This window comes from Saccharothrix sp. NBAS 001, assembly GCF_056640475.1.
Genome location: NZ_CM153251.1, coordinates 1,421,903 through 1,438,108, shown reverse-complemented (window position 1 = coordinate 1,438,108; position 16,206 = coordinate 1,421,903). Strand labels below are relative to the sequence as shown.

Annotated in this window: 3 protein-coding genes; 1 reads left to right on the top strand and 2 read right to left on the bottom strand. The window is 77.7% G+C overall.

Annotated features, from left to right (window positions below; all coding sequences use genetic code 11):
- Positions 1-17: 17 nt before the first annotated feature.
- A complete protein-coding gene (locus tag AC0HI0_RS06300) occupies positions 18-12,803 on the bottom strand; it encodes an SDR family NAD(P)-dependent oxidoreductase (RefSeq protein WP_480931303.1) in 12,786 nt (4,261 codons plus the stop codon).
- A 448-nt stretch (positions 12,804-13,251) separates the two neighbouring features.
- Between AC0HI0_RS06300 and AC0HI0_RS06295 the strand changes: the two genes are divergently transcribed.
- Complete coding sequence (locus AC0HI0_RS06295) at positions 13,252-14,115, top strand: NAD(P)-dependent oxidoreductase (protein WP_480931302.1); 864 nt, start codon at positions 13,252-13,254, stop codon at positions 14,113-14,115.
- A gap of 293 nt (positions 14,116-14,408) precedes the next feature.
- Here AC0HI0_RS06295 and AC0HI0_RS06290 read toward each other — a convergent pair whose 3' ends face one another.
- Positions 14,409-16,172 (bottom strand): acetyl/propionyl/methylcrotonyl-CoA carboxylase subunit alpha, encoded by a 1,764-nt coding sequence (locus AC0HI0_RS06290; RefSeq protein ID WP_480931301.1) that lies wholly within the window; start codon positions 16,170-16,172, stop codon positions 14,409-14,411.
- Positions 16,173-16,206 lie beyond the last annotated feature (34 nt).

Here is a 16,206-nt window from a genome sequence, read left to right as displayed (position 1 = left end):
GCCACAGGGGTTTTCCGTCAGGCCGACGTGCCGAAGCCGTCGACCAGGGCGAACAGCTCGTCGTCGGACGCGGCGCCCAGCCCGTTGCCGGGGGGCTCCGCGCCGGCCGGGTCGAGCAGGCCGCGCAGCCGGGCGTCCACCTCGACCGGGTCCGCGCCGTCGGCCAGCGCGGACCGCACGGCCTCCTCCAGCCGGTCCAGCGCGGCCCGGCCGGGCGCGGGCAGACCGGCCACCAGCAGGTCGGCCAGCGCGCCGGCCGTGGGGTGGTCGAACACCAGCGAGGTGGGCAGCCGCTGCCCGGTGGCCGCGCCGAGCCGGTTGCGCAGCTCGACGGCGGTCAGCGAGTCGAAGCCGAGCCCGCCGAACGCCGAGTCCTCGGCGACCCCGGTCGGGTCGGGGTGCCCGAGGACGGCCGCCACCTCGGCGCGCACCAGGTCGACCAGCACCTGCCGGCGTCGGGCGGGCGGGAGCGCGGCCAGGCTCGCCGGGTCCGCCCCGGTCCGATCCGCGCCGGCCGGCGTCGACCGGGTGGTGACCCGACGCGGCGGGGCGAGCGCGGCCAGCAGCGGGTGCGGGTCGGCGGCGGCCAGGTCGAACCGGGTCAGCACGGCCAGCGGGTCGGGGTCGGCGACGGCGGCGTCGAACAGCGCCATCGCCCGGTCCTCGGTCAGCGGCACCAGTCCGGTGCGGCGCAACCTGGTCCGGTCGGCGTCGGTGAGGTGCCCGGCCATCGCGCCCGGCTGGTCCCACACGCCCCACGCCAGCGAGGTGCCGGGCAGGCCGCGCGCGGCGCGGTGGGCGGCCAGCGCGTCCAGGTAGGCGTTGCCGGCGGCGTAGTTCGCCTGGCCCGCCGTGCCGAGCAGGCCCGCGACCGAGGAGTAGAGCACGAACGCGGCGACGTCCCCGACCAGGTCGTGCAGGTTCCGCGCGGCGTCGGCCTTGGCCCGCAGCACGGTGGCCAGCCGGTCCGGCGTGAGACCGGTGACCGGGACGTCGTCCAGCACGCCGGCGGTGTGCACGACGGCGTGCACCGGGTGGAGGTCGAGCAGGTCGGCCAGCGCGGCCCGGTCGGCGGCGTCGCACGCCTCGACCACGACGTGCGCGCCGAGCGCGGCCAGGTCGTCGCGCAGCCGTTCGGCACCCGGCGCGGCCAGGCCGCGCCGGCTGATCAGCAGCAGGTCGCGGGCACCGTGGACGGTCACCAGGTGCCGGGCGAGCACCGCGCCCAGCGCGCCGGTCCCGCCGGTGATCAGCACGGTGCCGCCGGTCCACGGGTTGTCCGGGGTCGGGCCGGGCGGGGTGCCGCGCACCAGGACGGGTTCGAGCGGGGTCCCGCCGCGCACGGCCGCCTGGCCGCCCGCCGGGACCAGCGCCGCCACCTCGTCGTCGGTCGGGTCGGTGCCGGGTTCGAGGTCGACCAGCGTGAACCGGCCGGGGTGCTCGGTCCGCGCGCTGCGCACCAGGCCCCACGCGGCGGCCTGGTCCAGGTCCGGCACGTCGTCCGGGCCGGCGGCGACCGCGCCGCGCGTCACCACGGCCAGCACCCCATCGGGTTCGGCGAGCCAGTCCCGCACGGCGGTGAGCACCTCGGCGGTCCGGTCGCCGGTCGCCCGGCCGTCGCGCCCGGCGAGCCGGAACACGGCGTCCGGGCGTTCGCCGGGGGTGGCGGGACGCCAGCGCAGCCGGTGCAGGCCCGGCGCGGCGGCGGCCTTCGGGCGCAGCGCGAGCGTCGCCGAGACGACCGGCGTGCCGTTCTCGTCGGCCGCCAGCACCTCTACCGCGTCCGCGCCCACCGGGGTGAGCCGCACCCGCAGCGCGGTGGGCCGGGTGCCGGGGTGGACGGTCACGTCCGACCAGGTGAACGGGATCCGGGCGGGCACGTCCGGGTCGACGCCGGGCAGCAGCGGGTGCAGCGCGGCGTCGAGCAGCGCGGGCGGCACGACGTGCGCGCCCGTGTCGGGGGCCGCCACCTCGGCGTAGCGGACCTCGCCGGACCGCCACGCGCGGCGCAGCCCCCGGAACGCGGGCCCGTAGCCGTAACCGTGGTCGGCCAGCCGGTCGTAGGCCCCGGTCAGGTCGATCTCCTCGGCGTCGGGCGGCCACCGGTCCGGCAGCGGCCGCGCGGCGGTCCCGGGGGCGACCCGCCCGGTCGCGACGGCCGTCCACGAACCGGAGTGCGCGAAGATCTCCAGGGGCCGGGTGGCGTCGACGGCGGGAGCGCCCACCACGACCTGCACCCGCACCGCGCCGGACTCGGGCAGCACCAGCGGCACGCCCAGCGTCAGCTCGACCACCGCCGGGCAGCCCGCGGCGGCGCCGGCGTGCAGCGCCATGTCCAGCAGCGCGGTGCCGGGCACCAGCGCCTCGCCGTCGACCCGGTGGTCGGCCAGCCAGGGGTGGCTGCGCGCGGACAGCGAGCCGGTGAGCAGCGCCCCGTCCCGGTCGGCCGGCGGCACGGCCCCGCCGAGCAGGGCGTGCCCGGTCGCGTCGACGCCCAGGCCGGTCGCCCCGGTCGCGGCGGCCGGGGCGGCCAGCCAGTACCGGGTGCGGCGGAACGCCGGACCGGGCAGGTCCACCGGCCGGCCGCCGGGGTTGAGCCCGGTGACCTCGCCGCCGCGCGCGGCGCGGGCGGCCAGGGCGGCGGTGAACGCGGCCGGTTCGGGCCGGCCGGGCCGCAGCACCGGCACCACCAGGCCCGCGTCGGGCAGCGCCTCCTCGGCCAGGACGGCGGGCGCGGCGTCCGGCCCGACGGCCAGGAACTCGGTGACGCCCGCCTCGGCCAGGGTGCGCAAGCCGTCGTGGAAGCGGACGGCGGCGCGGACGTGCCGGGCCCAGTAGTCCGGCGAGCGCAGTTCGTCGGCGGTGGCGAGCCGGCCGGTCACGTTGGACACCACGGGGATGCGCGGCTCGCGGAAGGTCAGCGAGGCGGCTGCTTCCCGGATGCCGGCCAGCACCTCGTCCATGTGCGGGGAGTGGAACGCGTGGCTCACGGTCAGCAGCCGACCCCGGTGGCCCGCCGCCCGCCACCGCCGGGCGATCGCCTCGACCGCGTCGGCGTCACCGGACACGACGGTGGAGCGCGGCCCGTTGACGGCGGCGACGGACACCCCGGCGTGGTCGCCGATCAGGGCGCGCGCCTGGTCCTCGTCGGCGCGCAGGGCGAGCATCAGCCCGCCGGGGCGCGCCGCGCCCATCAGCCGGCCCCGGGCCGCGACGAACCGGCACGCGTCCGGCAGGTCGAGCACGCCGGCCAGGTGCGCGGCGGCGACCTCGCCGACGGAGTGGCCGAGCAGGTAGTCCGGGGTGACGCCGTGCGCGGCGAGGGTCCGCGCGAGCGCCACCTCCACGGCGAACAGCGCGGGCTGGGCCGCCCCGGTGTGGTCGAGCGCGTCGGCGTCGGCGAGCAGGTCGGCCAGCGGCGCGGGCAGGTGCGGGTCGAGTTCGGCGGCGACCTCCGCGAAGGCGTCGGCGAACGGCCGGGACACCGCGGCGAGGTCGCGCCCCATGCCGAGCCGCTGGCTGCCCTGCCCGGCGAGCAGGAACGCGGTGCGCCCCGGCGCGGAGTCCGACACCGGCAGCACGGCGGGGTGGGCGGTGCCGGCGGCGACCGCGTCGAGGCCCGCGAGCAGGTCGTCCCCGGCCAGCACGACCCGGTGCGGCCGACGGGTGCGGGCGGCGAGGGTGGCCCCGACGTCCACCGGGTGCGCGGTCGCCGCGGCCGGCCGCAGCCGGGCGGCCGTGGCGCGCAGGTCCTCCTCGTCGCGGCCGGTCACCAGCCAGGCGGCGGGCCCGGTCGGCTCGGCGGCGGGCCCGGGTTCCGGCTCCTCGATGACGACGTGCGCGTTGGTGCCGCTGATCCCGAACGACGACACGCCGGCCCGGCGCGGGCGACCGCCCGCCGGCCACGGCTGCTCCTCGGTGAGCAACCGGACCGCGCCGCTGTCCCACTCCACGTGCGGGCTGGGTTCCTCGGCGTGCAGGGTGCGCGGCAACGTGTTGTGCCGCAACGCCTCCACCACCTTGATGATCCCGCCGACACCCGCCGCCGCCTGCGCGTGGCCGATGTTCGACTTCAACGAACCCAGCCACAGCGGGCGGTCCCGGTCCTGCCCGTAGACCGAGAGCAGGGCGGTGGCCTCGATCGGGTCGCCCAGCGCGGTACCGGTCCCGTGCGCCTCCACCGCGTCCACATCGGACGGACGCAGGCCCGCGTCGGCGAGCGCGGCGCGGATCACCCGCTCCTGGGACGGCCCGTTCGGGGCGGTGAGCCCGTTGGACCCGCCGTCGGAGTTCACCGCGCTGCCCCGGACCACCGCCAGCACCCGGTGGCCGTTGCGGCGGGCGTCGGAGAGCCGTTCCACCAGCAGGAGCCCGGCGCCCTCGGACCAGCCGGTGCCCGACGCGCCCGCGCCGAACGACCGGCAGCGGCCGTCCTCGGCCAGGCCGCGCTGGCGGGAGAACTCCACGAAGGTGTCCGGCCCGCACATCACGGTCACCCCGCCGGCCAGCGCCAGGTCGCACTCGCCGCGCCGCAGCGCCGACGCCGCCAGGTGCAGGGCCACCAGCGACGAGGAGCACGCGGTGTCGACGGTGACCGCCGGGCCCTCCAGCCCGTAGACGTAGGCGAGCCGGCCGGAGACCACGCTGGACAGGTTGCCGGTGAGCAGGAAGCCCTCGACCTCGGTCGGCGCGGCGGGCAGGCGGGACGCGTAGTCGTTGTACATCGCGCCCGCGAACACGCCGGTCCGGCTGCCGCGCACCGAGTCCGGTGCGACACCGGCCGATTCGAACGCCTCCCACGCGGTCTCCAGCAGCAGCCGGTGCTGCGGGTCGGTGGCCAGCGCCTCGCGCGGCGACATGCCGAAGAAGCCCGCGTCGAACAGGTCCGCGTCGTGCAGGAAACCGCCGTGCCGGGCGTAGGAGGTGCCCGAGTGGTCGGGGTCGGGGTGGTAGAGCCGGTCCAGGTCCCAGCCCCGGTTGTCCGGGAACGCGCTGATGGCGTCCACCCCGTCGGCGACCAGCCGCCACAGGTCGGCGGGCGACTCGACCCCGCCGGGGAACCGGCAGGCCATGCCGACGATCGCGATCGGCTCGTCGGCGCGGACCGGCGCGGCGGCGGCCACGGCGGCCTTCGTGCCGGCGACCCGGCCGAGCAGGAACGCGGCCAGCGCGTCCGGCGTCGGGTGGTCGAACGTGGCGGTCGCGGGCAGCCGCAGCCCGGTGCGCTCGGCCAGCCGGGAGCGCAGCTCCAGCCCGGCCAGCGAGTCGAACCCGAGGTCGCGGAACGGCCGGTCGCCGGGCACGGTCGCCGCGTCGCCGTGCCCCAGCACGGCCGCGACGGTGGCCAGCACCAGGCCGCGCACGGCGGCGCGGCGGGCGTCCTCGGGCAGGGCGGCGGTGCGCGTCCGCCACGAACCGCCCGCCGCCGGGCGCGTCCGCACCGGGTCGCGGCGGGTGATCCGGGCGGCGACCAGCGCGGGCCGGGGGTCGGCGAGCACGGCGTCGAGCAGGGCCAGCCCGGCGGCGGGCTCCAGCGGTTCGACGCCGGCCCGGGACCAGCGGGTGCGGTCGGCGTCGCCGAGCGCCGCGCCCATGCCGACCTCGGCCCACAGGCCCCACGCCACCGAGGTCGCGGGCAGGCCCTCCCGCCGGCGGTGCGCGGCGAGGGCGTCGAGGTAGGCGTTGGCGGCGGCGTAGTTGGCCTGGCCGGGTGTGCCGAGCACCCCGGACACCGAGGAGAACAGCACGAACGCGGTCAGCGGCCGGTCGCGGGTCAGCTCGTGCAGGTGCCAGGCGGCGTCCGCCTTGGGCGCGAGCACCGCGCTGATCCGCTCGTCGGTCAGGTTCTGCACGGTCGCGTCGGCGAGCACCCCGGCGGCGTGCACGACCGCGCACAGCGGCCGGTCCGCCGGGATCGCGTCGAGCACCCGGGCCACCTCGGCGCGCCGGCCCAGGTCGGCCGCGACCACGTCGACGTGCGCGCCCAGGCCGCGCAGCTCGGCGGCCAGGTCGGCGGCTCCGGGGGCGTCCGGGCCGCGCCTGCTCACCAGCGCCAGCGAGCGCACGCCGTGCGCGAGCACCAGGTGCCGGGCCACCAGCGCGCCGAGCCCGCCGGTGCCGCCGGTGACCAGGACGGTGCCGGGGAACTCGACGGCGGCGGGTTCGGCGGTGGTCTTCTCCAGGCGTGGCACGCGGAGCGCGCCGGCGCGCACCGCCACGGCCGGCGCGCCGGTCGCCAGGGCGGCGGGCAGTGCGGTCTCCTCGCCGGGTGCGGCGAGGTCCACCAGCGCGAACCGGTCGGGGTGCTCGGACTGGGCGGTGCGCACCAGGCCCCACACCGCGCCGCCGGCGGCCCCGGTCGTGACGACGGCGAGCCGCGCGCCCCTGGTCCAGTCGAGGTCCAGCCACTCGCGCAGCAGGCGGGCGGTGCGGTGCAGCACCGCGTGGTCGGGCGCGGGACCGGTCTCGGGCACGTGCCACACCACGTCCGCGGCCGATTCGTCCACAGTGGACAGATCGGCGTCGGCGGACAGCACGGCGTGGTCGGCGGGCGGGGCGGAGGGAGCCTCGACCGGTCGCCAGACGACCTCGTGCAGGCCGCCCCGGACGGGGGCGAGCGCGCCGCGGTCGACCGGGCGCAGCACCAGCGAGCCCACCGACACGACCGGCGCCCCGGTGCCGTCGGCCACCAGCAGGGCGACCCGGTCGGGCCCGGTCGGCGTCACCCGCACCCGCAGCACGCCCTCGGCGGGGCCGTGCCGGCGGAGGTCCGCCCAGGCGAACGGGAGGGCGGTGCCGGGGCGGTCCAGCACGGCGGGGTGCAGGGCGGCGTCCAGCAGCGCCGGGTGCACGCCGTAGCCGGTCGGGTCGGTGCCGGGGGCGATCTCGGCGTACAGGGCGTCCGGGCCGCGCCACAGCGCCCGCATCCCGGTGAACGCCGGGCCGTAGTGGTACCCGGCGTCCGCGAGCCGGGCGTAGGCGTCGGCGACGTCTTCGGCGACGGCGTCCGGCGGCCACGCCGTCAGGTCGCCGGGAGCCGGGGTGTCGGCGGCGCCGTCGGCGAGCACGCCGGTCGCGTGGCGGGTCCACGGGTCGTCGTCGGTCTCCCGGGCGTGCACCACGAGGTCCCGCCCGGTCACCACGACCTGCACGGTGACGGTCGCCGCGTCGGGCAGCGGCAGCGGCTTCTCCAGCACCAGCTCCGCCACCCCGGCCGCGCCGGTGCGGGTCGCGGCCTCCCCCGCCAGCTCCACGAACAGCGTCGCGGGCACCAGGACGGCGTCGCCGATCCGGTGGTCGGCCAGCCACGGGTGGGTGCGCGCGGACAGCTCGGCGGTCAGCACGGTCTCGTCCCGCCCGGCGACCGCGACCGCCGCCGACACCAGCGGGTGGCCGGCCGCCGCCGCGCGGCCCGGCGCGAGCCAGAACCGCTCCCGGCGGAACCGGCGGGTCGGCAGGTCGACCGGCCGGCCGGGGGTCAGCGCGGCCAGGTCGACCGGCGCGCCCGCCACGTGCAGCCGGGCGACGGCCTCGGCGAACACGGCGGGTTCGGCGCGGCCGGCGCGGGCCAGCGGCACCGCGCCGGGGACCAGCGGGGCGAGCACGGCGTCCGGCCCCACCTCGACCGGCAGGTGGGCGTCCAGGGCCGAGACCGCGTCGTGGAAGTGCACGGCGGTGCGGATCTGGCGCACCCAGTACTCCGGGTCGCGCAGGTCGTCGGCGGTCGCGCCGGCCACCGTGGGGACGACCACCAGGTCGGTCTCGCGGTACTCCAGGCTCGCCGCGACCTCGCGGAACCCGGCCAGCACGTCGTCCATGTGGTGCGAGTGGAACGCCCGGCCGACCCGCAATCGCCGGGTGCGACGCCCGCGCCGGGACCACTCCTCGGCCAGCGCGAGGGTGGGTTCGGCGTCGCCGGAGACCACCACCGACCGGGCCCCGTTGACGGCGGCCAGCGCCACCCCCTCGGGCAGCTCGACCTCGTCCGCCGCCGCCTCCAGCGCGACCATCGCGCCACCCGGCCGGGCCGCGCCCATCAGCCGCCCCCGGGCCGCGACGAGCCGGGCCGCGTCCGGCAGCGACCACAGCCCGGCCACGTGCGCGGCGGCCACCTCGCCCACCGAGTGCCCGACCAGCGCGGCCGGCAGGCACCCCAGGTCGCGGAGCAGTCCCGCCGCGGCCACCTCGAACGCGAACAGCGCGGGCTGCGTGTACTCGGTGCGGTGCACGTCGTCGGTGCCCAAAACGGCGCGCAGCGGCCGGTCGAGGTGCCGGTCCAGCTCGTCGACCACGCGGTCGAACCGCGCGCGGAAGCCGGGGTGCGCGGCGGCCAGCCCCGCGCCCATGCCGGGCCGCTGCGCGCCCTGGCCGGAGAACAGCCACACCAGCTCGGGCGTGCCCGCGACGCCCCGCACGACACCGGGCGCGTCGCCGTCGCCGGCCACCGCGTCCAGCCCGGCGGCCAGCTGCGGCCCGCTGCCGACCACGACGGCCCGGTGCGCGAACGCGGTGCGCCGGGCCAGGGTGTGCGCGACGTCGGCCGGCCCGGGTCCGGCGGTCCGCAGGTACTCGGCCGACGCGGCGGCCTGGGCGCGCACGTCCTCGGCGTCGACGCCGGACACCGCCCACAGGTGCACCGCGTCGGGCCCGGGAGCGGCCGGGGCCGCCTCGGCGGGCGGCTCCTCGATCACGACGTGCGCGTTGGTGCCGCTGATGCCGAACGACGACACCCCGGCGCGGCGGGGCCGTCCGGCGGCTGCCCACGGCCGGGCCTCGGTGAGCAGTTCGACGTCGCCGGACCAGTCGACGTGCGGGGTCGGCTCGGCCGCGTGCAGGGTCGCGGGGAGCACGCCGTGGCGCATCGCCTGCACCATCTTGACCACACCGGCCACGCCGGCGGCGGCCTGCGCGTGGCCGATGTTGGACTTGAGCGACCCCAGGGCCAGCGGGCGGTCGCGGTCGCGGCCGTAGGTCGCGGCGATCGCCTCGGCCTCGATCGGGTCGCCGAGCCGGGTCCCGGTGCCGTGCGCCTCCACCGCGTCCACGTCGGAGGGACGCAGGCCCGCGTCGGCCAGGGCGGCCCGGATCACCCGGCGCTGGGCCAGGCCGCTGGGCGCGGTGAGGCCGTTGGACGCGCCGTCGGAGTTGATCGCCGTGCCGCGCACGACCGCCAGCACGCGGTGGCCGTCGCGCACCGCGTCGGACAGCCGGCGCACCAGCAGCACGCCGACGCCCTCGGCCCACGACGTGCCGTCGGCGGCGGCCGAGAACGCCTTGCTGCGGCCGTCCGCCGCGAGGCCGCGCTGGCGGGAGAACTCCACGAACATGCCCGGCGTGGCCATCACCGCGACGCCGCCGGCGAGCGCCAGGTCCGACTCGCCCGACCGCAGCGAGCGCACCGCCAGGTGCAGGGCGACCAGCGACGACGAGCACGCGGTGTCCACCGTGACGGCGGGGCCGTGCAGCCCGAGGTGATAGGCGATCCGGCCGGAGAGCACGCTGGGCGCGGTGCCGGTGAGCACCGCCCCGTCGACCTCGGCGCGGCCGTCGTGCATCCGGGGCCCGTAGTCGGCGGCGGTGGCCCCGATGAACACGCCGGTGTCCGTGCCGCGCAACGAGGTCGGGTCGATGCCCGCGTGCTCGACGGCCGACCAGGCGGTCTCCACCAGCAGGCGCTGCTGGGGGTCCATCGCCAGCGCTTCGCGCGGCGAGATGCCGAAGAACGCCGCGTCGAAGCCCGCCACGTCGTCCAGGAACCCGCCCCGGGCCACCGTGCTGTGCCCGCTGCGCTCCGGGTCGGGGTGGAACAGGTCGGCGGGCCAGCCCCGGTCGGCCGGGAACGGCCCGATCGCGTCCACCCCGTCGGCGACGACCCGCCACAGGTCCTCCGGCGAGGCCACGCCGCCGGGGTAGCGCACGGCCATCCCGACGATCGCGATCGGCTCGGCCGGGTCGACCGCCGCCCGCCGACCGTCCACATCGGACTCCGCGCGGCCGGCGGCGAGCGCGGTCAGGTGGTCGGCGAGCGCGGCGGGCGTGGGGTGGTCGAACAGCAGGCCGGTGGGCAGGGCGGTACCGGCGACGGCGGCCAGCGCGTCGCGCAGTTCCACCGCCATCAGCGAGTCGAAGCCCAGCGCCTGGAAGGTCCGGTTCCGGTCGACCCGCTCGGCGTCGGCGTGCCCGAGGACGGCGGCGACGTGCGCGTGCACCAGGTCGGCCACCGCCGGGCCGGACGCGGCCGGGCGCGCGGCCGGCCCCGGTGCGGCGGGAGCCGGTGCCGGCCGCGCGTCCGGGGTGCCCGGCGCGGCGAACCAGTGGCGTTCGCGTTGGAACGGGTAGCCGGGCAGGTCGACCGGGCGGACGTCGACGCCCTCGAACGCGCGGCCCCAGTCGACCGCCGCGCCTCGGGTGAACACGCCGGCGAGCGCGGCGGTGAACGCCTCGGGCTCGGGCCGGTCGCGGCGCAGCACGGGCACCGCGACGCACCCCGACTCGGCGGCGGCCGACGACAGCGCGCCGTCCGGGCCCAGCTCCAGCGCGGTGGCCACGCCCGCGCCGGCCAGCGCGCGCACGGCGTCGGCGAACCGCACCGGGGCGGCGATCTGGTCCACCCAGTAGTCCGGGGTGGACAGCGCGCCGGTGACCGTCCCGGTGACCGTGGAGACCACCGGCAGCCGCGCCGGCCGGAACTCCAGCCCCGCCACCACGTCGCGGAACCGGTCGAGCACCGGGGTCATCAGCGGCGAGTGGAACGCGTGCGAGACCGGCAGCCGCTTGACCTTCCGGCCCCGCGCCCGCAACCGCTCGGCGATCTCCCCGCACGGACCGGCCGCGCCGGAGAGCACCACCGAGCCCGGCGCGTTCACCGCCGCGATCCCGACCTCCGGCACGTCCGCCAGCAGCGGCAGCACCTCGTCCTCGGCCGCGCCGACGGCGATCATCACGCCGCCGGCGGGCAGCGCGCCCATGAGCCGGCCGCGTTCGGCGACCAGCCGGGCGGCGTCGGGCAGCGAGAGCACCCCGGCGACGTGCGCGGCGGCGATCTCGCCCACCGAGTGGCCCACCAGGTGGGTCGGCCGCAGCCCCCAGTGCTCGACCAGCCGGTAGAGGGCGACCTCCAGCGCGAACAGCGCGGGCTGGGTCAGCGCCGTGTCGTCCAGTCCGTCGCCCGTGGCGACCGCGTGCCCCAGCCGCGCCGGCAGCAGGGCGGTGACCTCGGCGAGCGCGGCGGCGAACACCGGGTGCGCGGCGGCCAGCCCGAGCCCCATGCCGGCCCGCTGCCCGCCCTGGCCGGCGAACAGCACGCCCAGCCCGCCCGGCACCTCCGCGCCGACCACCACGTCCGGGTGCGGCACGCCGGCGGCCAGCGCGCCCAGCGCAGCCGCCCGGCGCACCGGCCCGGCACCGGTCACGACGGCTCGCTCCGCCAGCACCTCCCGCGTCGCCACCAACGAGTGCGCCACGTCGGCGGGGTGCCCGTCCACCCCGGCCAGGGCGGCGGCACGGGCCCGCAGCGCGGCCGGGGACGCGGCGGTGACCGCCCACGGCTGCCCGTCCGGCGGGTCGGCGCGCGGCGGCACCGGCACTGCGGGCGCTTCGGCGATCACGACGTGGCAGTTGGTGCCGCCCATGCCGAACGAGCTGACGCCCGCCACCAGCGGGCCGGTCAGCGCGACCGGTTCGGCGGCCACCGCCAGGCCCAGCCGCGCGAACGGGATGTCCGGGTTGGGCGCGGTGAAGTTCAGCGTGGCGGGCAGTTCCCGGTGGGACACCGCGAGCACCGCCGAGAGCAGCCCGGCGATGCCCGCCGCGCCCGCGAGGTGGCCGATGGCGGGCTTCACCGAGCCGATCAGCAGCGGGTCCCCGGCCGGTCGGCCGGCACCGAGGGCCGCGCCGAGCGCCTGGGCCTCGATCGGGTCGCCGAGCGCCGTGCCGGTGCCGTGCGCCTCCACGAACCGGACCGCGCCCGGTTCGACACCGGCCCGGCGCAGCGCGGCCCGCACCACGTCGGCCTGGGCCTGTGCGCCGGGCACGGTCAAGCCGGGTGCCGCGCCGCCGTGGTTGACCGCCGTGCCGCGCACCACCGCGTACACCCGGTCACCGTCGGCGAGCGCACGCGCCAGCGGCTTGAGCACCAGCACCACCGCGCCCTCGCCGGGCACGAAACCGTTGGCACCGGCCGCGAACGCGCGGCTCACCCCGTCCGGGCTCAGCCCGCCGAACCGCTCCTCGACCACCCGGCCGCCAGGCAGCAGGCCCAGGTGCACGCCGCCCGCGAGCGCCAGGTCCGACTCGCCCGCCTCCAGGCTCGCCACCGCCAGGTGCACGGCGACCAGCGACGAGGACTGCGCGGTGTCGACGGTCAGGCTGGGCCCGGTGAAGTCCAGCGCGTAGGAGACCCGGTTCGCGATCAGGCCGCGGCTCAGGCCGGTCATCGAGTGCGAGGTGACGGCGGCGGGCCCGTGCCGGTGCACCAAGGCGGCGTAGTCGTCGCGCAGCGCGCCCACGAACACGCCGGTCCGGCTGCCGCGCAACGACGACGGCACCACCCGCGCGTCCTCCAGCGCCGCCCACGCCAGCTCCAGCACCAGCCGCTGCTGCGGGTCGGTGGCCGCCGCCTCGCGGGGCGAGACGCCGAAGAACGCCGCGTCGAAGCCGTCCGCGCCGTCGAGGTGCCCGCCCCGGGTGCCGTCCGGACCGGTGGTGATCGCGCCGGTCCCGGACCGCAGCAATGCCCAGAACCCGGCCGCCCCCTCCGCCATCGGCAAACGGCACGCGACACCGACAACAGCGATTTCAGCCACCGGTCTACCCCTTTTAGCGTTCCCGAAAAAGAATTCGGTCCCCAAGCCCGCGACCCGGATCGTCGTCGACCAGTATCACCAGGTGGGGACAACCGCCGGTCATGTCGCGGTAACCGCTCGCGCCGGCCGCCGCCGACCACCCCGCCGGCACCGCCGCCGACCGGTCGGAACACCTGGCCGGACACCGGGATTCGCGGCCGATTACCCGACCGCCGGCGGATTCGCCCCCGGACGGGTGACACCGGGCGCGGCCGCCCCGCCGGCGATACCGGCGATTAACGCACTTTGGAGTAAGTACTTGAGGAATCCCGGCGCACGCCGATAAAGTGGGCGCGACGGAAACAATGAGCCGACCCGGGTCCGACGCCGGGTGGCGTAATTCCGTTCCGCCATTTCCGTGCAGTCCGAAGGAGTTGTTATTGTGGTGACCGAGGCAAGTCCTGCGCCCGTGTCCGTGATCGGTCTGGGGCTGATGGGCGCAGCGCTGGCCGGCGCCTACCTCAAGGCGGGGCACCAGACCACCGTGTGGAACCGCTCGGCCGGCAAGGCGGACGCGCTGGTGGCGCAGGGCGCGACCAACGCCGCCGACATCGCCGAGGCGGTGGCGGCCAGTGACGTCCTGGTGGTGTGCGTGGTCGACTACGCGGCCCTCTACGCCATCCTCGACCCGGTGAAGGACGCCCTCAAGGGCAAGGTGATCGTCAACCTCACCTCCGGCCTGCCCGACGACGCGCGCGGCGCGGCCGAGTGGGCGAGCGGCACCGGGGCCGAGTACCTCGACGGCTACATCATGTCCGTCCCGCCCGGCGTCGGCCTGCCGCAGACGCTGCTGTTCTACGGCGGCGACGCGGACGTGTTCGCCAAGCACGAGCCCACGCTGAAGGTGTTGGGCGGCAACAGCATCCACCTCGGCACCGACGCCGGCGTGGCCGCGCTCTACGACCTCGGCCTGCTGGCCATCCTGTGGTCGTCGCTGGCGGGTGCGCTGCACGCCTACGCGCTGGTCGCCAGCGAGAAGATCCCGGCCGCCGCGCTGGCCCCGTTCGCCGAGCAGTGGATCACGCACGTCGTGCTGCCCAGCGTGAAGGGCGCGGCGGCGGCGGTCGACTCCGGCCAGTACGCCACCACCGTGTCCACCACCGCGCTCAACGCGGTCGGCCTGGGCAAGATGGTCGAGGCGAGCAAGGCCGCGGGCATCCGCCCCGACCTGATGGTGCCCATCAAGGCGTACCTGGAGAAGCGGGTCGCCGACGGCCACGGCGACGAGGCCCTGGCCGGCATGTTCGAGGTCATCCGCTCGCCGGAGCAGTAGGCCCGAGCGGCAGGACGGCCGTCCGCGCGCGACACCCCCCAGTCTTCGCGCGGACGTGGCCACCCGGCGACGGCGCTGGTGCCGACCGGGGTCACCTGGCCCGCACCCCTCCCCGGGTGCGGGCCGGGTGCTGTCCGCCGTCCTGCGGCGGATCCGCGTGGTGCGGACCGCCGGCACTCCCCCAGCCGGAGACCCGCACCACGCGGAACCCGCCGCACCGGAACACCGGCGCGGCGGGTTCTCCCGTTTCCGGGCCCCGTTTCCGGGCCCCATTTCCGGGCCCCGTTTCCGGGTCAGTCCACGATCTCGCACAGGGCGGCACCGGCCGCGACCGGCGAGCCGACCCGCACCGCCAGGCCCTTCACCGTGCCGGAGCGGTGCGCGGCGACCCGCTGCTCCATCTTCATCGCCTCCAGCACCGCCACCGGCTCGCCCGCCTCGACCCGGTCGCCGTCGGACACCAGCACCTTCACGATCGTGCCGAGCATCGGCGCGGTGAGCGTGTCGCCGCGCACCACCGCGACACCGCCCACCGGGCCGCGCCGGCGCGGCGGTTCCGGCCGGGCGGCCGGACCGGACGGCACCGCCAGCGACGCGGGCACGGTGATCTCGATCCGCTTGCCGCCGACCTCGACCACCACGCTGGCCCGCCCGCCGGGCGCCGAGCCCGCCGCGGACCCGCCCTCGTACGGCGGCAGGTCGTTGTGGAAACCGGTTTCGATCCACCGCGTGTGGACGGTGAACGGCTCGGCGGACCCGGTCAGCTCCGGCGCGAACGCCGGGTCGGCGACCACCGCGCGGTGGAACGGCAGCGCGGTCGCCAGACCGTCCACCCGGAACTCGGCGAGCGCGCGGGCGGCCCGGCGCAGCGCCTGCTCCCGGGTCGCGCCGGTGACGATCAGCTTGGCCAGCAACGAATCCCACTCCGGGCCGACCACCGTGCCGGCGACCACCCCGGAATCCACCCGCACGCCCGGCCCGGCGGGTGGCTCGAACACCTCGACGGTGCCCGGCGCGGGCAGGAAGCCCCGGCCGGGGTCCTCGCAGTTGACCCGGAACTCCAGCGCGTGCCCGCGCACGGGCGGGTCGTCGTAGCCGAGCGGTTCGCCGGCCGCGATCCGCAGCATCTCGCCCACCAGGTCGATGCCGGTGACCTCCTCGGTGACCGGGTGCTCGACCTGGAGCCGGGTGTTGACCTCCAGGAACGAGATCGTGCCGTCCCCGGCCACCAGGAACTCGCAGGTACCCGCGCCCACGTACCCGGCGCGCGCCAGGATCTCCTTGGACGCCCGGTAGAGTTCGGCGTTCTGCTCCTCGGTGAGGAACGGCGCGGGCGCCTCCTCGACCAGCTTCTGGTGCCGCCGCTGGAGCGAGCAGTCCCTTGTGGACACGACCACGACCGTCCCGTACCGGTCCGCCAGGCACTGCGTCTCCACGTGCCGAGGCCGGTCCAGGTACCGTTCCACGAAGCACTCGCCCCGCCCGAACGCCGCCGTCGCCTCCCGCACCGCGCTGTCGAACAACTCCGGGATCTCCTCCAGGGTGCGGGCGACCCGCATCCCGCGCCCGCCGCCGCCGAACGCGGCCTTGATCGCCACCGGCAGGCCGTGCCGCCGCGCGAACTCCACCACCTCCCCGGCCGAGGCGACCGGGTCCGGCGTGCCGGGCACCAGCGGCGCGCCGACCAGTTCGGCGACCCGCCGGGCGGCGACCTTGTCGCCCAGGGCCCGGATCGCGTCCGGCGGCGGCCCGATCCAGGTGAGCCCGGCGTCCACCACCGCCTGGGCGAACCCGGGGTTCTCGGACAGGAACCCGTAGCCGGGGTGCACCGCGTCCGCACCCGCCGCCCGAGCCGCCGCCAACACCTTGCCCACGTCGAGATAACTCGTCGCGGGCGTGTCACCGCCCAACGCGAACGCCTCGTCCGCCAGCCGCACGTGCGGCGCGTCCCGGTCCGGGTCGGCGTAGACCGCCGCACAGGCGATGCCCGCGTCCCGGCAGGCACGGGCGATCCGGACCGCGATCTCCCCTCTGTTGGCGATCAGCACCTTGCGCACGATGACTCTCCTCGGATCGGCGTAGTCCAGTGGT